At 36.7% G+C, this 20339-nt stretch carries 18 protein-coding genes; all 18 read right to left on the bottom strand.

Annotated elements, in window-relative coordinates:
• Positions 1-107: 107 nt before the first annotated feature.
• The 18 genes from ACKWBX_RS00090 to ACKWBX_RS00005 all read right to left on the bottom strand — a co-directional run bounded on the left by ACKWBX_RS00090 (position 108) and on the right by ACKWBX_RS00005 (position 20179).
• Complete coding sequence (locus tag ACKWBX_RS00090) at positions 108-719, bottom strand: hypothetical protein (protein ID WP_413966599.1); 612 nt, start codon at positions 717-719, stop codon at positions 108-110.
• Between the two features lie 528 nt (positions 720-1247).
• Complete coding sequence (locus ACKWBX_RS00085; protein ID WP_413966598.1) at positions 1248-1814, bottom strand: hypothetical protein; 567 nt, start codon at positions 1812-1814, stop codon at positions 1248-1250.
• Between the two features lie 162 nt (positions 1815-1976).
• Entirely contained in the window at positions 1977-3206 is a 1230-nt protein-coding gene (locus ACKWBX_RS00080; protein WP_413966597.1) for a transglutaminase domain-containing protein, read from the bottom strand.
• 1065 nt (positions 3207-4271) lie between these two features.
• Entirely contained in the window at positions 4272-4742 is a 471-nt protein-coding gene (locus tag ACKWBX_RS00075; RefSeq protein WP_413966596.1) for a type II secretion system protein GspG, read from the bottom strand.
• A gap of 516 nt (positions 4743-5258) precedes the next feature.
• Positions 5259-5492: a hypothetical protein gene (locus tag ACKWBX_RS00070; protein WP_413966595.1), complete on the bottom strand. Its 234-nt coding sequence runs from the start codon at positions 5490-5492 to the stop codon at positions 5259-5261.
• Position 5493: 1 nt separating this feature from the next.
• A complete protein-coding gene (locus ACKWBX_RS00065; RefSeq protein WP_413966594.1) occupies positions 5494-5934 on the bottom strand; it encodes a DUF4279 domain-containing protein in 441 nt (146 codons plus the stop codon).
• A 308-nt stretch (positions 5935-6242) separates the two neighbouring features.
• Positions 6243-6701 carry a hypothetical protein gene (locus tag ACKWBX_RS00060; protein WP_413966593.1) on the bottom strand — a complete coding sequence of 153 codons (459 nt, stop codon included), beginning with the start codon at positions 6699-6701 and terminating at the stop codon, positions 6243-6245.
• Between the two features lie 569 nt (positions 6702-7270).
• Positions 7271-7735, bottom strand: coding sequence for a GNAT family N-acetyltransferase (locus ACKWBX_RS00055; RefSeq protein WP_413966592.1), 465 nt, complete (start codon positions 7733-7735; stop codon positions 7271-7273).
• A gap of 506 nt (positions 7736-8241) precedes the next feature.
• Positions 8242-9075: a sterol desaturase family protein gene (locus ACKWBX_RS00050; protein WP_413966591.1), complete on the bottom strand. Its 834-nt coding sequence runs from the start codon at positions 9073-9075 to the stop codon at positions 8242-8244.
• Between the two features lie 612 nt (positions 9076-9687).
• Complete coding sequence (locus ACKWBX_RS00045; RefSeq protein ID WP_413966590.1) at positions 9688-10392, bottom strand: MBL fold metallo-hydrolase; 705 nt, start codon at positions 10390-10392, stop codon at positions 9688-9690.
• A gap of 400 nt (positions 10393-10792) precedes the next feature.
• Positions 10793-11518, bottom strand: coding sequence for a tetratricopeptide repeat protein (locus ACKWBX_RS00040; RefSeq protein WP_413966589.1), 726 nt, complete (start codon positions 11516-11518; stop codon positions 10793-10795).
• Between the two features lie 276 nt (positions 11519-11794).
• Positions 11795-12139 (bottom strand): hypothetical protein, encoded by a 345-nt coding sequence (locus ACKWBX_RS00035; RefSeq protein ID WP_413966588.1) that lies wholly within the window; start codon positions 12137-12139, stop codon positions 11795-11797.
• Positions 12140-12506: 367 nt separating this feature from the next.
• Positions 12507-13073, bottom strand: a complete 567-nt coding sequence (locus ACKWBX_RS00030; RefSeq protein ID WP_413966587.1) for an adenylate kinase family protein — start codon at positions 13071-13073, stop codon at positions 12507-12509.
• A gap of 594 nt (positions 13074-13667) precedes the next feature.
• Positions 13668-14969 carry a hypothetical protein gene (locus ACKWBX_RS00025; RefSeq protein ID WP_413966586.1) on the bottom strand — a complete coding sequence of 434 codons (1302 nt, stop codon included), beginning with the start codon at positions 14967-14969 and terminating at the stop codon, positions 13668-13670.
• Positions 14970-15532: 563 nt separating this feature from the next.
• On the bottom strand, positions 15533-16144 hold the full coding sequence (locus ACKWBX_RS00020) for a hypothetical protein (protein ID WP_413966585.1): 612 nt from the start codon (positions 16142-16144) through the stop codon (positions 15533-15535).
• The gene (locus tag ACKWBX_RS00015; protein WP_413966584.1) at positions 16134-16595 is read right to left on the bottom strand and encodes an RNA polymerase sigma factor; all 462 of its coding nucleotides are present in this window, start codon (positions 16593-16595) and stop codon (positions 16134-16136) included. Before ACKWBX_RS00015 ends, ACKWBX_RS00020 begins: the two co-directional genes overlap by 11 nt.
• On the bottom strand, positions 16592-17437 hold the full coding sequence (locus ACKWBX_RS00010; RefSeq protein ID WP_413966583.1) for an alpha/beta fold hydrolase: 846 nt from the start codon (positions 17435-17437) through the stop codon (positions 16592-16594). The genes ACKWBX_RS00015 and ACKWBX_RS00010 overlap by 4 nt, the downstream gene beginning before the upstream one ends.
• 591 nt (positions 17438-18028) lie before the next feature.
• A complete protein-coding gene (locus tag ACKWBX_RS00005; RefSeq protein WP_413966582.1) occupies positions 18029-20179 on the bottom strand; it encodes a nuclease-related domain-containing DEAD/DEAH box helicase in 2151 nt (716 codons plus the stop codon).
• Positions 20180-20339 lie beyond the last annotated feature (160 nt).

The raw sequence follows: 20339 nt of genomic DNA, 5'->3' as shown, positions 1-20339 counted from the left end.
CTAAAAAGCAAAATCCCAAAGATTTTGCGGACTTCATAAAAATACGCAAACCTTAGCGTTTAAGACCAAAGCCCGTATTGTTTATAGGTTGTGTTGTACACCGTTTTTTATTCGTACTGATTTCCAGCTTTGTCGATGTAGTTGCCAATGTAATAGCTCGGTAAACCCTTTTCAGAACCAAAGCGAAAAAATCCAATTCCTTTATTTTCTTGTCCCTCAATCGGTTTTTGAATTTTGCTTGCGAATTTTACAATCTCCAATACGGTAAGATTGGTTTTTCCGTCAACTAAAGCACTTTTTTTAGTTCCACCTTTTGGTCCAAATGGCACAAGCATAATTTTGTTTGAGTCAATCTCCTGTTTTGCGATTTCAGCAGGTAAACATTCGATTCCGTTTTCAGCGATTTTTTTCCAATCCACATTTCTAGTCCGTCCGAAACGCATTGGTAAGTCAGGTCGGAAACAGTTTAGTTCCTCCTCGCTTAATTTTTTGAAATCAATTTGCTTTGCCTTTGAGGAAAAATATTTAGTAGGCATTCTGTAAAAAGAGGATTTACGCTTTAAGTTTCCAGAAAATATCCATTTATTGTCGCTCCATAATGCGTCATAAAAAACTTCATTTTTATCCAGTCCAATTATTCGAACCGTACTTTCTTTAGGTTCAATATGGTCGTATTCATCATAAAACGAAGCTTTATATATTCCTCCTAATTCCAACATTTCTAAAGATTTGATAAATGGTGTACAACGCCGCGCTATGTGCAGTCCGGCTAATTTTAAGGAAATATAGCGAAATCCTGTAAAACCATAACGAGAGAAAGGTTCCTCCGCTTAGTCTTTCGTTATGGTTCCCGGCCAGGCCTGCTTGGCAGGCCGTGAAGCCTTGGGATTTTGCGGTATTGGGATTAAAATTAGCCGAACCGGATTGCATATAGCGATTGATATGTCGAGTAATGGAGCCGTTGCGGCGATATTGGCAAAAGGGACCCTTGTCCTACGGATTTTGGCGATCCGGCATAGCGCGGCGATGATGTCGACCCGCTTTTGGTGCGGTAGCTGCGTTAGCAGTGCAACAAAAGTACGCCGCAGGCGTATTCGACATCATCGGTTTTGGCTATGGTTTCGTTACGGAATGGTACGCGAGTATCATTCCGCCGTAACCATAAATTTAGCAAAAAGGCTAGAAATTCCGATTAGGAATTTCAGCCGTAATGAACTATAGCCGTTGTTGTGTGTATGTGCTTTAATTCAGTCGTTTTTCTTTATTACGTTGTATGGTAAAAGTTCGACAATAACTTTTCCATTCTTATCTTTTTTAATAATCTTTTCGGGTTTGTTTTTTCCGTTTGCCTGAATTCGTGCCTCATAAAATAATTCCAAATCTCCATTTAAAAAACCATTCCCAAATTCAATCAACTCATTTTTTGCTTTTTCCAAAACTGCTCTAAATTCACGCTTTTTTGGGAAGTCATAACCTTTGTATTTTCTATTCGGTTCAGTTAATCTTTGAATATCGGAAATTGAGATAGAATCCCATTCCGTTTCAAAGAAGTCGTCACAGTCTCCTTCTCCAAGAATTATATCAAAGGTGTATGGATAATCAGTTGGAAAGTCAGATGCGGATAATTTCACATACTGTTTTTCCTTTTTCCAGATTATTGTTGTAAAGTAAGCTTCTACTTTTTTCCGATAAAATTCAAATCCGTTTTGTCCTAACCGATTTCCAATTATTTCCAATGCTAAATTTGAAAACGAAATATGCTTTCTTGAAGGCTTGGAATTATCTCCAGGTTTTAAAAAGTCAAATATTCCCATAATTTTGGTCAGCATTACACACAACGGTCTCGGCTAAGGTTCGTTGCTGTGATTCGTCCGAAGGACAATCCAGCCGAACCTAAAGATAGCTTTTTGCGCGTGATTTCCGTTTAGGAAATCCGCAAGCAATGAATTTTAGCCATTGTTAGGCATAGGCTTTTTTTAATATGGTACTAAGTCCCTTAAAGGTTTCCACTTTTTTAGATACCTTTTCGAGTAATCTGTGTCCTTAATGATGGTTGGTTCAACTTTAAATATTGTACGTTCTAATTGAATTACAAAATCTATGAGAGTTTCTTTATAGTATTTGGTTAGTCTTATGAACTCCTCATTTTTCCCAGAGTATTTTAAATTATAAACTGATGGTTTATACTTTTTCAATTGATTTTTACCTTGATAAAAGTGTAAATTCATTTTATCAATGGTACTCTTTATTTCGCTATCTTCAATCTTTGGGTTTCTGAAATTCTTGTTCATGTAACCAATAAAGATGTTTGAGAAATTTATTCCCAAATTCAATTCATCGTTCGCGCTATTAATATTATCGTTAATGGCATTATAGTTTGAAACCCACTTATCATATGTAAGGCTTTCAATTAGTTCTTCATCTTTATAGATTTCTCTTTCAATTAGAACATTAGTAATCCCTGATTTAATGATGCGGTCAATTTTCTTCCTGATTTGGGTTATAGTATCCAATTGGACAATCACAGAAATTGAATCTTTAAAGACGAAACTCCCACTTTTATTGAGTTTTGAAAAGTCCTTTTTTTGGTATTCTACATTACTGATCGGGTTGGTTAAAAACTGCCAAACGGGGTCAAATGGGACATGTGTTTTAATAAATTTTTTTGGCTCTATTAGGAAGTAATTATCTTTAAATTCATGAACATAATTGCCTTTGTAACCAAGATACCCGGCGGCCCAAGTATTGTCCACAAAAAAATATTTATCGTTGATTTTGACACCGTTCCAAGCGTGGTCTAGCTCTGAAATTTTGTTGCTACCTAGTTGTCGAGTATAACCTGAAATAACAAAGGATTCAATTCCGATAGATTTGCACATGTAGTGAAAAAGTTGCGCATAATGTCCACAAACACCTTTTCGGGCTTTCAAAGTTTCTTCTACCATCTCGTCGTAAGAGCCATATTGAAATTCACTATTGATTTGGCCTAAATCGTATTTAATATTATGAGTAATCCATATGTACAGAGCTCTTAATTTTTCATCATCATTTTTTAGTTCTATAGTCAAGTATTTTGCAATTTTCTCGGTAGTTTTTAGTGAATCGGGAACGCTTTTCGACTCTTTGTCAATTTTGTCATATTTAGGATTTCCCCAAAGACTGGGAACCGTAAAAAGAAGAATTATGATGTAAATGTATTTCGCCATAAATATTTCTTCAGCTTATGCCTAACGGTTGAGCTATGAACAGTACGGGAGCAAACTAACGTTTGCTTTCCGCCACGCACATAGCGAAATCTTTTTGTTTTGTTTTTTCTTTTTCTTGTTTAAAGCAAAATCCCAAAGATTTTGCGGACTTTATAAAAATACACAAACCCAGCGTTTAAGCCCGAAGCCCGTATTGTTTATAGGTTGTGTTGTGCTTAGGTTTTTTTTACAGCAAAGGAATTTCGACCTACCCAAATTAGATTCCAACTAGTGCGTAATCCAACTGTATAACTTTTTAACTTTACTTTTTTCAGATTTGAGTCCCAAGAAAAAGTTCCATTGATATTTTTCGGTCTCCGATTATCATTTCCACATCTTCTCGGCCCCCAATTATCTTTTAAATTAAACAGTCCATTTGATTTAAACTGTATAACAGTTCCTTTTTGATTGAAGTTACAGCGCTTATAAATTGTTGTTTCATTATCCGCGTCCGGGTGAAATCGGTCAATTGTCCAATATCCAACTAAGTCCGACTTAGAGATTTTGTTTTCCTGACTAAGAATTATTGAAGCAAAAAGGAATAAAGAAATTGAGATTAATTTTTTCATGTAAAAGTTGAAACAAGAATCATTCCAACTTAAGTACAACGTGTTTGTATATGGTTTGTTGCGTGGTTTAGCACGTAATTTAGCAAATAAAAACCGAATAGAAAATCCGCGAGGATTTTCGTAAGTAGGCGAGAAGCTAGCAATAAATTATATACGGTGTTGTAGCACGTTTTTATTTATGCTACACTCAATATATTTATTATTCCTCCAATGATTATTAAAATTATCATTGTCAAATAACTTCGTTTGTTGGATGTTTTTCCGTTCATTAAATTTATTCCAAAATATATGTTTACAATACTCAAGATAATATTTAAGAATATTACCCAATTCGGATACATAAAAGCAAAAAGTATATCTGTATAATGATATTTATAATAAAGCAATATCATTTCATAAATCCAGTAAACAGATAATAATATTTGAATTAAACCTAAAACTACATTTATCTTGTTTTTCATTTCACAGACTTAATATCATCTTCATTTCCAAATTTTCCGTCAGAGCCAGCAGATGTTATTAAATATCCGTTTCCATTTTCGATAATCTTAAATTCATATTCTCGGTTCCAAGCATCTTTTTTCCATTCTTGTCTTAAAGGACTATTTCCGATTAATTCATTCAGTTCCGTTGGATATTTTCCTAAATTTTCTTTCCAATTATCCATTCTGTCACTCATTTCCGATATTTCTTGTTTGGTTTTTTCAGGAAACACAGATTTTCTTTGATATGTAAAAAACAGAATAGCACTTAAACTCCCAATGACTAAAACAGAAATAACCATAATTGAACTCGGTTGTAGAAAATACCTTTGGAAAGGTCGTTTCTTTCCATCAGCTTTTTCCATTTTCGAGATTTTTTTGTGATGTTTAAAATCTTCTCGAATGAGTCCAAATTCAGCTAAAGTTGATAGTATTAATTCAATCATTCGGTGGTTTTGGTAAATGTGCTACAACGCCGCGCTATGTGCAGTCCGGCTAATTTTAAGGAAATATAGCGAAATCCTGTAAAACCATAACGAGAGAAAGGTTCCTCCGCTTAGTCTTTCGTTATGGTTCCCGGCCAGGCCTGCTTGGCAGGCCGTGAAGCCTTGGGATTTTGCGGTATTGGGATTAAAATTAGCCGAACCGGATTGCATATAGCGATTGATATGTCGAGTAATGGAGCCGTTGCGGCGATATTGGCAAAAGGGACCCTTGTCCTACGGATTTTGGCGATCCGGCATAGCGCGGCGATGATGTCGACCCGCTTTTGGTGCGGTAGCTGCGTTAGCAGTGCAACAAAAGTACGCCGCAGGCGTATTCGACATCATCGCCTTCGGCTATGAGTAGTTGCGTGGGTTAGCACTTAACTTTGCAAGTACACACCAAGTTGGAAATTCCGCAGGAATTTCCAAAGTAGGCGAGAACAAGCAATTACTTATAGCCATTGTTGTGTGCAGTTTTTATTTTAATTCCTTAATCATTGGTCCATCAGATTTTACTTTCTCAATTGCTTCTGTCCAATATTCCCAAAATGCCGAATCAGCAGGTTCATCAGTGCCTTTCCAATATTCTCCGCCACTCAAAATATCTGTCAAATCATTTGAACCACTATTTTCCCAGTATGCTTTTATGCAATATAACATTGCTTCGTAACCTACTTTTTTTGTTATTAATTGATTCTTTTCTTTTTCCATACTAGTTGTTTAATAATCCAATTGTGTCAGCTTTGTAAAGGTCAAAGTCTACTTCAGTTCCAGTTTTGGCTAAAAATTCAATCGTTCTTTTATTCAGTCCGAAATATGGCGTTGAAGATTCTAGATTTATATCAATGTCGATTACAAATTGTATTCTGGTTGTTAAATCGTATTTCTCTTTGAGTCGGGTTATGATTTCTATTTTGGGCTCAATTATATCAATCAGTTTTTCAAGATAATTTTCCAAATCAATTTCGTTTCCTGCATCAATTTGATATTTCCAAGCGGTTGATTTTGGAACAGGCTCTTTTTTTATCATAACAGAAGTTGGCTCAATATTTAATTCCTCCGTTATTTTTTTCGTGTCGAAATATTCTGCATCAAAAGAGAAATACAAATAGCTATTGCATTCATTTCCACTATATGTTAATTTCTCGTACATCTGTTTGTTTTAATTGCACACAACGGTTTAGCTAAGCGTAGTGCGGAAGTTAGGAGACCTTTCGTTTCCGTCTGCGCACGAAGCTAAAGCTTATTATTTAGTTTTATTTTTTCCTCGTCCAAAGCTAAATCCATAAGATTTAGCGACTTCATAAATATACACAGACCTTTCTATTTAGCCCTAAAGCCCGCATTACGTTTAGGCATTGTTACCCAACGTTTTTTTTCCGTTTGAGTAAGTTTTCAGTCCAATTGGCAAGTCCATTAACACAACACTTTCATTTGAGTAAGTTGTCCATCTGCGCAAACTTATTCAAGTCCATTTTTGTCGTTTAGACTGCCATAGAAAGTTTTTGGTTTTATCCAACTATATAAGGTTCTGAAATTTAATTTCCAGTCTTTTTCAAACAAGTCAGCCCAATACCTTTCTTTTGGGTACAGAACCTTATCTATTTTTCCATAGTGGTCGTCATATTCAAACTTGTTCCATTCTTCTATGATTGACTTTAGCTTAAAATGTTTTTCAAGATTTTCAAGTCCTTTTGTTCCTATTACATTGTCGGGAATAGGAAATATTTGGTCTTCATTATCTATAACCAGTATAAAAACGATTTCATCGTCAAGAGCCAGCCTTGGACTAATTCCGATTAATTTTATTTCGTTCAGTTTTAAATTAAACGATTTGCAATATTTGACGATTCCAGTTTCTTTAGAAGCAAACTCCGTAAATATTAACTCGGTATCTGTAATTTTGATTCCAGGTTTCATTTTTTGCAAAATGTTGGGTAACGCCGCGCTATGTGCAGTCCGGCTAATTTTAAGGAAATATAGCGAAATCCTGTAAAACCATAACGAGAGAAAGGTTCCTCCGCTTAGTCTTTCGTTATGGTTCCCGGCCAGGCCTGCTTGGCAGGCCGTGAAGCCTTGGGATTTTGCGGTATTGGGATTAAAATTAGCCGAACCGGATTGCATATAGCGATTGATATGTCGAGTAATGGAGCCGTTGCGGCGATATTGGCAAAAGGGACCCTTGTCCTACGGATTTTGGCGATCCGGCATAGCGCGGCGATGATGTCGACCCGCTTTTGGTGCGGTAGCTGCGTTAGCAGTGCAACAAAAGTACGCCGCAGGCGTATTCGACATCATCGTTTGGTGTAAGGAACGTAGGGCAGAGGATATACACTGTCTTTCGAGTTCTCACTAAGCCAAATTTACATATTTTGCTTTTATTTTTCTTTAAATGCCAAATTGGAAATTTGGCGACCTCATAAAGAAACCCAAGCCTTAAAATCGAGCCCAAATCGCCCTATGTTTTTTACACGTTGTTGTAGGTAGTTTTATATTTTTTTATCCATAATTACAATGTTTTTTCCCTCAATGTTATATCTGTCTATTTCATTCCACCCTTTACGCTTGTATAGTGATTCAGCAGTATGAGTAAAAAGATATATTTTGTCAAATCCTTTTCTTTTTGCCTCTAATTCTATCTCCTTTAATAGCTTTCCTCCGTAACCTTTTCCTCTTATTTTAGGTTCAGTAAACATCAAAGCAATCCAAGGGGAATAATTTTCATATTTTTTAATTCGGCTTTGGATTCCAACTTTATGATAAAGTCCACCAGTACCTATAAGCCTTTTTTCATCAGTCATTATAGTCTGAAAAATAACATTTTGATTTATACTTTCAGTCAGACTTTTTGTTGTTTTTATTTTTGAGATTTTCCACTCGCTTAAATACCAATCAGAAATTTGATTTATAGCTTCAGTTTCATTCGGGCTTATATTTCTATATTCAATTTTCATTTTGGTAATTACCTACAACGCCGCGCTATGTGCAGTCCGGCGAATTTTAAGGAAATATAGCAAAATCCTTTCAACCATGACAGGAGAAGTCGGACATCCGCTTTATCTTCTGTCATGGTTCTCGGTCAGGCCTGCCGTGCAGGCCGTGAAGCCTTGGGATTTTGCGTTATTGGGAATAAAATTCGCCGACCGGATTGCATTTAGTGTCCTGATATGTCGAGTGGTTAAGCCGTTGCGGCGATTATGGCAAGAAGGTCCCTTATCCTACGGATTTGGCGATCCGGCATAGCGCGGCGATGATGTCGACCCGCTTTTGGTGCGGTAGCTGCGTTAGCAGTGCAACAAAAGTACGCCGCAGGCGTATTCGACATCATCGGTTCGGCTATGAGTAGTTGCGTGGGTTAGCACTTAACTTTGCAAGTACACACCAAGTTAGAAATTCCGCAGGAATTTCCAAAGTAGGCGAGAACAAGCAATTACTTATAGCCATTGTTAGGTGCTGGTTTTTATTCAGTTTTAGTTTCTTCTTTTATGTCAGATGTTATTCTTTTTATATTAATGAAAGGGCTTTTAATTAAATAGAGAAATGTTTGTTTTTTATCTTCTCCAAATTCGACTAATCCGTATTTCATTTGCTCTAAAGGCATCATTTTAAACGTTCCAAATATTCTGTCCCAAATAATAAAAATATCCGCATAGTTTGAATCTGTATAAAACTGGTCTTGCTGATGATGTACTCTGTGATGGTCAGGCATCACAAAAATCAGTCCGAACGTAGAATTCAGCCAATTTGGATATTTAAGATTTGCGTGCTCAAAAAAGAAGAAGAGGTATAAAAAGAAATAATACAAAGCCATAGAAAACACATCAGTACCAAATAAAGCGGCAGTTACTATATTTCCGATTCCAAATACTAGTATTAATTCCAATGGGTGGAATCTAAAAACTGTTGAAGAGTCCATCGTAGTGTCGCTATGATGTACTCTGTGAAATCTCCAGAGTAAAGGGATTGCGTGTGTACCTCTATGTACCCAATATGCTGTAACATCATATAAGGCAACAGAGATAAAAAGTTTTGCCCAAAAGGGTAGTTCTACCAAATATAAAAGTCCGATATGATTACTATTCAACCATTCAATTGAAAAGACTTGAAAAGTCACAAAAAATATATTTAGGATAACAAGTATGATTTGAAATAGTAAATTTTGAAATAGATGATTAATTCGTTTCTTAAAATTGAATGGCGATTTCATTATCTGTTCTAAAGAAAAGAAGAGGGCAATTAATCCAATAACAATGTAATTTGGGTCAATCCCCAATAGTTTATCTAGAAAATCCATAGTTTAAATATTAGATTAATTAATACGTTATCATTTTACAACTTGCACCTAACGCCGCGCTATGTGCAGTCCGGCTAATTTTAAGGAAATATAGCGAAATCCTGTAAAACCATAACGAGAGAAAGGTTCCTCCGCTTAGTCTTTCGTTATGGTTCCCGGCCAGGCCTGCTTGGCAGGCCGTGAAGCCTTGGGATTTTGCGGTATTGGGATTAAAATTAGCCGAACCGGATTGCATATAGCGATTGATATGTCGAGTAATGGAGCCGTTGCGGCGATATTGGCAAAAGGGACCCTTGTCCTACGGATTTTGGCGATCCGGCATAGCGCGGCGATGATGTCGACCCGCTTTTGGTGCGGTAGCTGCGTTAGCAGTGCAACAAAAGTACGCCGCAGGCGTATTCGACATCATCGGTCTCGGCTATGGGCAGTACGGGGAATTTTCAAGGAAACACGTTCCGGTCTCGCAAGTAGCAAAGCCCTGTTTTCGTTTTTAAATTTAACTATAAATACTAAGAACAGGGCTTTGCGGAGCTTGATTCAAGCTACTACCATTCGGCAAGCAAAAAGCCCCGTATTGCCTATAGCCATTGTTATCTGCTGGCTTTACTCGGCTTACTTGAATTCAGTTGGGTCGTGATAACCAAAATACTCGATTTCATTTCCGTGCCTTTTTATAATTTCCCTGACTGTATTTAGACTCTTTTTTCTTAATTTATTATCGACTGCTCTAATTGTTGCCAATTCGTCTACAGGATGATTAAGTTCATCGATTTCGGCTCTTAAGTAATAAGCGTCGCCAACATAGAAAATCCATTTCTCGTTTTTCCTAAAGGTTATTCCACAATGTCCGAGAGTGTGTCCGAACAAGGGAATCAAATAGATTTCCGTTTCAAAATCCAAATCGATTTTTCTGGCAGGAAGCCCAAACCATTCGCTATCGTTTGTTTGGTATAGTTTTATTTCGGGATTATGGTTCAGTTGTCGGGGAAGGTATCTTTCGTTCCCGCTTTTAAAACTATCGTATTCTTCTTTCGTAACGTGGATTTTCATATTTGGGAAATCCGCAAGCCCGCCGATATGGTCAGGATCAAGATGGGAAACAATGCAATTACGAACTTGGTTGGCTCCGAACCCCAATTTTTCTATTTGCTTTATGGCCGTGATTCCTTCGTCAAATTTGAATCCTGTAATCTCGATTAATTCCTTGCCAAGTTTTAATATGGGTTCTTTTGTTTCCGCAAGTCCAATTCCCGTATCGACTAGAGCAAGTTTACCGTTTTCTTCGAGCAACATACAATGGCCAATTGCTGAACCCATTGGCGATTCGATTTTTACACAGTTAAGATGGTGAATTTTAATCATATTGTTTTTTTTAGCTTGCAGATAACGGCTTCGGCTATGGCAAGTAGGGCGGTCGGGCCGCACCGGCCATTCCGCCGGGCCCTTAGCCGAATCTTTTGCGTTCGTATTTATCTTTTTCTTTTTAAATGCCGAATCCAAAAGATTCGGCGGTGCTAGCAAACACGCCCAGACCAATGGGAACAGGACTTAACGCCCTATTTGCTATAGCCCTTGTTGTAAGTAGTGCTTTCCGTACTGTCTTGTTTAATCCAATAGTTTTGTTTTGCTTTTTTCTGTTTATAGTAGCCTACTACCACTAAAGATAAAGGGAAGAACAAAATTATCAGAATCCATGATATGACTTTCAGAATCAGATTCATTTGTTTTCGTTGTTCAAACAATGTTTTTTTAGCATTTCCCTAGCCTCTAAATCTCCAAGTTTTGCAGATTCAATAAAATTCTGACAAGCATTTGTAGAATCTTTTTTTCCGAGATATGCCTCGCCGATAAGATAAAAACAGTCTGCTCTAGAATAATTTGATTTCAAAGCTGTTTTAAAATCCGATATAGCTTTATCGAAATCCTTCATCTCCAAATGACCCACGGCCCTTTGATAGTAAATTTCACTATCGAACATATTATAATCCGCATCGCTGTCAAATCGTTTCAGGTCAATATTTGTGTTGATTGCCCAGGCGTCCCCATTAGAACTCGCAATACTTTCCAAAGCTCCTTCTGTTTTCAAGGCCTTTGAGAAATACGGAATTGACAGTTTATGTAGTTTTTGCTTTTGAAAGTTAAGTCCAATGTTAAATAGTGCGTATGTATTGTCCGAATCAAATTCCAGTACTTTTTGATAATCTTTATTAGCTTCGTCATATTTCGCAAGTTCGGATTTGTAAACTCCCCGATTTAAAAGGGCTGCCCTAAATTCGGGTTCTTTTTTAATCGCTTTATCCAACTTAGAAATCGCAGCTTCAAGATTACCTTTTTTCTCCAATTCCTGCGCTTGGTTATAATATTCTCCGGCCGACGTGAAATCACAGCTAGATATTATAAAAAGGATTATGATAGAATTTAAATATGATAGTTTTTTCAGCATTACTTACAACGTCTAGGGCTATGACCCGTTCGGGTCAGAAATCCGTAGGATTTCCGCCCGTGCGGGGGCCTTGGCAAAGATACGTGGATTTTCCGACGGGAAAATCCGCCCGTATGGGTTTTAGCCCGTGTTGACTACCGGTGCGACACGTGTTGTTCGGGCGCGCAAAAGCTGGATTCCGTTCGTTTCCGTTTTTTCGTTAAGCCGGCGAATGGCTTTTCCGTTTTTCCGTTGCGCGGGCGGCCAAAAAGTCCGCCGTTATTGTTCAGGTTCCGTTTATTTTAAGATCCGCGGGCAGGGGAAAGTCCATTTGGCGGCGCTTCGGGGGTTCCGATTTTCCGTTCCGTTTCGATTTGCGCCCTGTTGCTCGGTTCCGTTTCCGCCCGTTTTTTTATTACGGATTCCGTCTTTTGAATTTTGGGGAGCACTTGTAGTCAACGCCGCGCTATGTGCAGTCCGGCTAATTTTAAGGAAATATAGCGAAATCCTGTAAAACCATAACGAGAGAAAGGTTCCTCCGCTTAGTCTTTCGTTATGGTTCCCGGCCAGGCCTGCTTGGCAGGCCGTGAAGCCTTGGGATTTTGCGGTATTGGGATTAAAATTAGCCGAACCGGATTGCATATAGCGATTGATATGTCGAGTAATGGAGCCGTTGCGGCGATATTGGCAAAAGGGACCCTTGTCCTACGGATTTTGGCGATCCGGCATAGCGCGGCGATGATGTCGACCCGCTTTTGGTGCGGTAGCTGCGTTAGCAGTGCAACAAAAGTACGCCGCAGGCGTATTCGACATCATCGTCTCGTATAAGAAACGTAGGGCAGGTGACAAGCTATACGTTTCGGATTGGTACTAAGCCAAATATAAATATTTTGCTTTTATCATTTTTCGTAAACGCCAAATTTTATAGTTGGCGATTTTGCAAATAAGCACAGACCTTTCGATTAAGAACAAAAGCCCTATGTTTTTTATATATTGTTGGCATTTCGTTTTACTTTAATCCACTTTTTATAGTTTCATAAATATTCTCAATAGATTTATTTCCGTCAATTTCAATAGTTTTAATTCCAGATTCTTTTATGAAATTTATTGCAGGAATTGTCGAGTTTCCAAACTCGTTAATTCTAGTCATAACTATTTCACTGTCCTTATCATCAGTTCTATTTTCCTCTTTAGCTCTTTTTATGGCTCGCTTTAATAGTTCTTCTTTAGGGACTTTTAAAAATATAATTCGGTCAATATTATTTCCATCTTTCTCAATTACATTCATCAAATGCTTTGCTTGTTCAATATTTCGGGGATATCCGTCAAATAAAATTCCTTTGTCAGATTTATTATTATGATAGAATTTTTCAACTATTTCAGCTACTAAATCATCAGGAGCCAATAATCCTTTACTACTATATTCAGACGCTTTAATTCCTAATTCTGATTTTTGAGCTTTTTCTTCTCTTAATGCATCTCCCGTTGAAAGATGAGTTAGTCCAAAATCATTAATAATTCTTTTGCTTTGTGTTCCTTTTCCAGCAAGAGGAGGTCCGAAAATTATTATGTTCATATTTTATTTAGTGTATTTTGATAATGAATGCCAACGCCGCGCTATGTGCAGTCCGGCTAATTTTAAGGAAATATAGCGAAATCCTGTAAAACCATAACGAGAGAAAGGTTCCTCCGCTTAGTCTTTCGTTATGGTTCCCGGCCAGGCCTGCTTGGCAGGCCGTGAAGCCTTGGGATTTTGCGGTATTGGGATTAAAATTAGCCGAACCGGATTGCATATAGCGATTGATATGTCGAGTAATGGAGCCGTTGCGGCGATATTGGCAAAAGGGACCCTTGTCCTACGGATTTTGGCGATCCGGCATAGCGCGGCGATGATGTCGACCCGCTTTTGGTGCGGTAGCTGCGTTAGCAGTGCAACAAAAGTACGCCGCAGGCGTATTCGACATCATCGGCTCCGTATATGAAAAGTAGCGCTGAAAATGAGCGACTACTTTTTGGCTATACACAAGCCGAATTTTTAAATTTTACTATTTATATTTTTATTGGAAATCGTCAAATTTAAAAATTTGGCGACTTTCCAAAAATGCCCGAACCTTTGTGTTAGCAATGGCTTGCGCTATTTTTTATATACATTGTTGTCATCTGGCTTTTCTCAGAAGTCTAATGTAAAGAAGAAATTATCTATAAATTCCCAAGTAATATTTTCTTTACCATTCATTCCCATTTCTCCATTTTCATCTTTGCAAATTAAACGTATAATTATTTCTTTCGTTTTATCTTCTCCATTCAGTTCATAATCAATGTCCATAGTAATTTCAGAAATAGCAGCTGAATTGTCTGATATTTTCTTTATTTGAAAAGACTTTAGATTTTTATTTTCTAAGTCTCTTCTTATTTTCCCTGCTTCAACACCAATATTGATTTCTTTGTCACTTATTCTGTGAATCAATTTAGCTATTTTGCCATAATTTTTTGTTTTCCAACTTTCAATAATTTCAAGAGCGGTTTTTTCTGGGCTAAATTCTTTGAAATTCTCTAATTCAATACTAATATTTTCTCTTGGTTTCCAGTTCTCAAGTTCTTTCCATTTTTTATCACTTTGAACTTTCCATTCTTGATGTTCCGTAATGGCTTTTGTCAATTCTTTCCAACTATCTTTTAACGATGTTGGTTCTTTTGGTGGACTTGGTGGATTTTCTTTTTCCTCTTTAAGTGCTCTAGCCCAATCGTTAATCGCAAATAATGTTGACCAACATTTACCAACTACGTGTTTGTTGTTAAACTTTAAATCTCTTCCGTGTAAAATTCCATTTCTATATGGTAAGAAAATCTCTTTACTATTGGTCTTTTTTCTTGAAGCATTGAAAATCTCTTTAATTGCTGTTAATCCGCTACTGTGAGATGCTATACTGTCCCAAGCTTTCAATTCCGTGTTTTCTGAAAAAAAGCCCTTGCTTTTACTGATATCGTTAACAGCTCCATCGATTATGGTAAGCAATAATGGTACGCAGGAATGAAATCTTTCTTCTAGAGTATTTTTATATGCTTGTTCAATCAATTCAAAACGAACAGAGAAAGCAGGTAGTACCCTAAATCTGTGTTGAAGCCATTTAATTTCAGTTGAAGTAAAGTGCTCTGATAATAATTTTTCGGCTTTAGATTTTTGACCATTTTCAGCTAACTCAACTGCTTTCTCAATTAACGTGGAATTCATAGACTCGTGAGCAATCCATCCAATCTCAGCAAATTGAGAATTAAATCTGTCAGGTAGGGAAATTAAATTTTCGACATCTTTTAATTTGGGAAGTTTTGCAAAAGCCTCATTCAATCCTTGGTCCTTTATGCCGAAAAAGTTAAATACTTTAATGAGTTTCCCAATCGTATGAGCTCCTTTGAAATCATTATGAGTTTTTTTATACGATGGTAAATCAGAAATATTTCCTTCTTCGTTCATATGTTTTTTTAGCTTGATGACAACGCCGCGCTATGTGCAGTCCGGCGAATTTTAAGGAAATATAGCAAAATCCTGTAAAACCATAACGTGAGAAAGGTTCCTCCGCTTAGTCTCTCGTTATGGTTCCCGGCCGGACCGCGCAGCGGTCTTATGGTCTAGGGATTTTGCGGTATTGGGAATAAAATTTGCCGACCGGATTGCATTTAGTGTCCTGATATGTCGAGTAGTTAAGCCGTAGCGGCGATTATGGCAAGAAGGTCCCTTATCCTAGGGATTGAGCAATCTGACAGAGCGCGGCGATGATGTCGACCCGCTTTTGGTGCGGTAGCTGCGTTAGCGGCGCAACAAAAGTACGCCGCAGGCGTATTCGACATCATCGGGATTGTATATGAAAAGTAGGGCAGGGGACGGGCGATTGCCTATCGGCCTCGCACAAGCCGAGCCTTTTGCATTTTGTGACTATCTTTTTCATTTAGTTGCCAAATCAAAAGGTTCGGCGACCTAGAAAATACGCCCAGGCCAATGGGCCTAGCACTTACTCGCCCTATTTTTTATATACGGTGTTATATGCTGCCCTTGGCGGTATTTTTATCGAATTGGCGATTTATGTTTTCAAACTTTTTAATAATTCCATCTAGTTTGTCTCGTTCTTTTCCGACTACTTTTGGTCTGAGATAGAACCAATTGAAGCCAATCCAAATCAAGGTGGCTGTGTAGGCAAAAATAGTCCAAGGAAATGATAATAGCGACACATACTCGTATAAGTACAAACATATTCCTACGGTAAGCGTAATGAAATAAATCTGCAACATTCTGGTTTGTAAAAATTTTTGTTTCTCTTTCAGTTTTATTACCACCTTTAAAAAATCGTTATTACTCTGATTTTCATTGATTTTTCTCAAATATGGAATAAGCTGATTGTAAACGAACAGGTAAACGATTATTCCTAAAATCGTTAAAACTATTCCGATTTTTGTTGTAATCAATTTGGGTTCAAAATAAACCCAAATAAAAATGATAAACGCAATTGTGGCAACCATCAAAATGTTAATAGCAATTAATTTTGTAAGGTTCTTTCTCTTAATTTTAGCAAACTTTGAAAGTAATTCCTCCATTTGAGGTGGTTTGGTGGTTTGCTTAGACCACAATTCGTTTAGGTTTGTGTCATTGTCCATATTCCCTGAATTTTGTTCTTATTTTGTCTTTAATTCTATGAATTTTAACTCGAACATTTGTGTTGGAAAGTCCAACTATATATGCAATGTCTTCCTGTTTGATGTTTTCCAGTTCGAGTGATATTATTATTCTGTCGGTTTCGGCCAGTTCCGATATACACTTGTACAAAAACTTAATTTGTGGTTCAATATCAGGTACATTTTCTTCAGAAATATTTTTCGGTAATTCGTCTTTTGGATAACGCTTTCGGCGTTCGATGTGGCGTAAACAAATATTCGATGCTATTCTAAAAATCCAAGTGCCTATTTTCGCCTCGCCCCTGAACTCAGGAAGTTTTTTGAATACAACTATAAAAGTTTCTTGAGCCAGATCTTTGTCGTTTACGTAGCCCATACATAGCCGAAAGATTCTCTGCCAATAGTTTTTGTAGATTTCTTCGAACACGTTCAATCTTGGGCTAAAAAATTGGCTAATTGGTCAAAATACCACTCTTTATCATCGTACATTATAAAATGAAGCCCTTTGTTGGCATATTTTAAATCAGCTGATCCGAGGTTCCTGAACTGCTCTTCAATGGCGGGCTTAAAGTTCTTGAAGTTAGCTTCCAGTAGAACTAACGTAGGGCATTTAACATCCTTAATTTTTTCTCTTAAATCCGTATTTGAAAAATCGCAATACACTTCGGCAAAGGTCTGTCTATCTGATTGAATACTCCAATTTACAATGGTTTCTAGCGTTTCCGTGTTTTGAACGAGTTGCGGCATAGACATTTTTTGCATTTGATAAAATTGTTCTTTTGATAAAGCTGTAATCTGTTCTACGATAGCAGAACAATCGATGTTTTCCTGCTGTTTAAAACTTGGATTGGTCAAGGCCGCTAAACAGGGCAAAGCATCTACGACAACTATTTTTTCGATCAGCTCAGGATAATCGGCAGCTATTGCCATCGCCAAACCTCCGCCCATACTGTGTCCAATCAAGATAGGCTTTTCAAGGTTCTTTTCTTTGATGAAATCTGCAATTCCAATTTTCCAATTTTCAAAAGTCGGATTTGGGCTAGGTTCGGCGTCTGCAAATCCTGCCATTGTAAGGGTATAGCAGACATAGTCTTTTTCATAAACTGTTTTGGTTTCAGCCCATACTTCGCCCGAACAAGCAAATCCCGGGATTAGCAGTATTGCCCGATTTCCGTTCCCACTTTTATCGACTTCAAAAGGATAGTCCGAAATCGTTTGTCCAAAAGCTGAAGTGGCGATTAATAAGATGATACCAAATAAATGTAAGTTTTTCATTTTGTAGTTTTTCTTAATGGTTCGCCTTTTAGATACGGGGAACTACAAAATGTTACAAAGTCCTTGAATTTTTTTTGCAGAATTTTTGTAGGGTTGCATATAACGCCGCGCTATGTGCAGTCCGGCTAATTTTAAGGAAATATAGCAAAATCCTGTAAAACCATAACGAGAGAAAGGTTCCTCCGCTTAGTCTCTCGTTATGGTTCCCGGCCGGACCGCGCAGCGGTCTAATGGTCTAGGGATTTTGCGGTATTGGGAATAAAATTGGCCGAACCGGATTGCATTTAGTGTCCTGATATGTCGAGTAGTTAAGCCGTAGCGGCGATTATGGCAAAGAGGTCCCTTATCCTACGGATTTGGCGATCCGGCATAGCGCGGCGATGATGTCGACCCGCTTTTGGTGCGGTAGCTGCGTTAGCAGTGCAACAAAAGTACGCCGCAGGCGTATTCGACATCATCGGCTCGTATAAAAATAGTAGCCGACTGCGTTGCACTTTCCTGTCAAATTACAGAAAAGCTGAAGCGGGCTACAACCCTTGAAATTACTACTGTTTCGGCTATTATTTTTATACATTGTTATGCTTTCGTACTTTATTTTACTTTCTCTATTAAATCTTTCAATTTATTATGGTATTCTTCATTTCCATAATTTATCAAAATCAGATTAGCGCGAGTCCTTGTTATACCTGTATAAAGGATTTCATCAAATGTCATTTGAAAATTATAGTTTTCTAATATAAGAAAAACAGTTTCGCATTCCCATCCTTTAAAACTGTGTACGGTTGAAACTTTAACTGTACCACTATTCATATAAAAATGAATCTTTTTGTTATTGCGAATCATTTTTAAATTACTGGTTTGCCTTTGTGGACCATAGTCTCTTTTAAAATTGCTTATTTCCTCATTGTATTTTTCAATATAATTCAAAAAATAAGTACTATTAGATGAGATTTTTTTGCAATAAATATCCAATTTTTCTTTAAATCTTTCAGGGTACTCTGAGTATAAATCGCTTATCGTGAATAATGTACTTAACTGATTAAACGCCCTTGTCTCTGACTTGTCATTTTGGCGATGAATTAATTTAATTCCATTTACAAGCCATTCTGGTTTGTCATTTTTCAAGTAATTAAGTCCCATTCTATAAACCATTTCAAACGTCTCAAACATTGTATTCGTTCTTTCATTTGAAGAGTAGCGATAGTATGCTTCAAACTTTTTTAGTAATGAAATCGAATTGCCTAAAATGGTTATATCATTGGTAGGAATATCCTTATTAATTGCATTTTCGTGAATAATAGTATATAAAGTACTTACACTATCTGCTTTGGGTAAATAAATATAATTAATACTGCCTTCTTGGTTTCTTTCGAATGCAATTTCTAAACTTTGTTGTTTTTTGTTGAAAGAATCAATTTCGTATTTGTCTTTAAATATATCTTGTTGATAATGAATAGCTAAATCTTTAATTTTAAAATCAGAACGAAAACAGTTTTTTAAATCAGTAACACCTTTAACATTTGTTGAAATATCCTTAGAATCTGTTTTGTTATTATAAATATTTTGTTTTACATCCCCAAATAACACATACTCTCCGCCTTCTTTCAAAAAACACTCTTTAACAATTTCCATCCAAGCTCTTTTGTAGTCTTGAATTTCGTCAATAAGAATTACGTCATAAAGTTTAATTTCGTTTCGATTTTCAATAAACAACTGTTTGTTTGAGTAGTAATTCCTTTCAAAATACTGGTCTTTTTGGTCTTCTGTATAATCTGAGAAGTCTTTAGGAATCTCGATGTCTATACCTAAATTATTTAGTTCAGAATTTATGAATAAATGGTAATTAGAAATTATAAAATTTTCCCATTCAAAATCTTCACGCACTTTACTTATTTTATCTCTAATAAAATTTCGCAGAGTAATGTTGTATGTTAGAATCAGTACTTTTCCACCGTTCCTTTTATGTGCTTGTACAGCTCTTGCAGCAAGCACAGTCGTTTTGCCAGAACCAACAACTCCCTTTATCCGTTGTTGCTTTTTTGTTGCGTCATAAATAATTTCTAATTGCTTTTTACTATAAGCAATATCTTCTCCCTCTGTTTTTAAATGTAATGGTGGTTTCAGAAAGCGTTTGATATTTTTGTAAATGTCGTCTGTAAAAAGAAAAGAAGGAGAGTTTGATTTTAAATATGTCTTTTTCAACAACTTATTCAAATCAAATTCATTCAAATTATCACGACCAATAAGGTTTATATTATATTTCAAAAAAGTTTGATACTTTTTATCGTGATTAAATGGTTCAACTAATAACTCATTAATACTGTTTGAGTTTGCATTATGAAAATAAACACAACAAGAAACCGTATTAAAATGTCTTATATCTTTAATTTTCTTTTCGAGTAACTTCTCAATATGTAACTCAAATAAATTGTCTTTATACTTTAGGACTTGTGAGATAGGCGATTTATGAGTTTTGGCATGGGTGCTTTTAATTACAAAATTTTTTCTTTCATCTAATTCGTAGCTATTGAGATTGTAATCCTTGACTTCTATTATTAAAACACCTTGACCTTTCTTCATTACAACAACGTCAGGTCGGTCTCCATTCATATATGGATTAAAATATACTTCAAAAGAATTGTCAAGTTGTGAATCCAAGAATTTTAACAAATGCAACTCTCCTTCTTCAGGTTTCACTTTTGAAGAAAGAATTTTGTCATATGTCGGAATCAATGTAGCCATTTAGTTTATTGGTAGTGTCTCTTTTTTAGTATGAAGCATAACGCCGCGCTATGTGCAGTCCGGCGAATTTTAAGGAAATATAGCAAAATCCTTTCAACCATGACAGGAGAAGTCGGACATCCGCTTTATCTTCTGTCATGGTTCTCGGTCAGGCCTGCCG

Origin of the sequence: Maribacter algae (assembly GCF_047345745.1) — a bacterium.
Lineage (GTDB): Bacteria > Bacteroidota > Bacteroidia > Flavobacteriales > Flavobacteriaceae > Maribacter.
The sequence above is the reverse complement of the archived record's forward strand: the minus strand, read 5'-3'. Positions and strand labels throughout refer to the sequence as shown.

What these genes read in the sequence shown, in the direction of transcription:
- ACKWBX_RS00090 (WP_413966599.1), bottom strand. Translation starts at nt 719, where the DNA reads ATGTTGGAATTAGGAGGAATATATAAAGCTTCGTTTTATGATGAATAC.
- ACKWBX_RS00085 (WP_413966598.1), bottom strand. Translation starts at nt 1,814, where the DNA reads ATGGGAATATTTGACTTTTTAAAACCTGGAGATAATTCCAAGCCTTCA.
- ACKWBX_RS00080 (WP_413966597.1), bottom strand. Translation starts at nt 3,206, where the DNA reads ATGGCGAAATACATTTACATCATAATTCTTCTTTTTACGGTTCCCAGT.
- ACKWBX_RS00075 (WP_413966596.1), bottom strand. Translation starts at nt 4,742, where the DNA reads ATGATTGAATTAATACTATCAACTTTAGCTGAATTTGGACTCATTCGA.
- ACKWBX_RS00070 (WP_413966595.1), bottom strand. Translation starts at nt 5,492, where the DNA reads ATGGAAAAAGAAAAGAATCAATTAATAACAAAAAAAGTAGGTTACGAA.
- ACKWBX_RS00065 (WP_413966594.1), bottom strand. Translation starts at nt 5,934, where the DNA reads ATGTACGAGAAATTAACATATAGTGGAAATGAATGCAATAGCTATTTG.
- ACKWBX_RS00060 (WP_413966593.1), bottom strand. Translation starts at nt 6,701, where the DNA reads ATGAAACCTGGAATCAAAATTACAGATACCGAGTTAATATTTACGGAG.
- ACKWBX_RS00055 (WP_413966592.1), bottom strand. Translation starts at nt 7,735, where the DNA reads ATGAAAATTGAATATAGAAATATAAGCCCGAATGAAACTGAAGCTATA.
- ACKWBX_RS00050 (WP_413966591.1), bottom strand. Translation starts at nt 9,075, where the DNA reads ATGGATTTTCTAGATAAACTATTGGGGATTGACCCAAATTACATTGTT.
- ACKWBX_RS00045 (WP_413966590.1), bottom strand. Translation starts at nt 10,392, where the DNA reads ATGGGTTCAGCAATTGGCCATTGTATGTTGCTCGAAGAAAACGGTAAA.
- ACKWBX_RS00040 (WP_413966589.1), bottom strand. Translation starts at nt 11,518, where the DNA reads ATGCTGAAAAAACTATCATATTTAAATTCTATCATAATCCTTTTTATA.
- ACKWBX_RS00035 (WP_413966588.1), bottom strand. Translation starts at nt 12,139, where the DNA reads ATGCAATCCGGTTCGGCTAATTTTAATCCCAATACCGCAAAATCCCAA.
- ACKWBX_RS00030 (WP_413966587.1), bottom strand. Translation starts at nt 13,073, where the DNA reads ATGAACATAATAATTTTCGGACCTCCTCTTGCTGGAAAAGGAACACAA.
- ACKWBX_RS00025 (WP_413966586.1), bottom strand. Translation starts at nt 14,969, where the DNA reads ATGAACGAAGAAGGAAATATTTCTGATTTACCATCGTATAAAAAAACT.
- ACKWBX_RS00020 (WP_413966585.1), bottom strand. Translation starts at nt 16,144, where the DNA reads ATGGACAATGACACAAACCTAAACGAATTGTGGTCTAAGCAAACCACC.
- ACKWBX_RS00010 (WP_413966583.1), bottom strand. Translation starts at nt 17,437, where the DNA reads ATGAAAAACTTACATTTATTTGGTATCATCTTATTAATCGCCACTTCA.
- ACKWBX_RS00005 (WP_413966582.1), bottom strand. Translation starts at nt 20,179, where the DNA reads ATGGCTACATTGATTCCGACATATGACAAAATTCTTTCTTCAAAAGTG.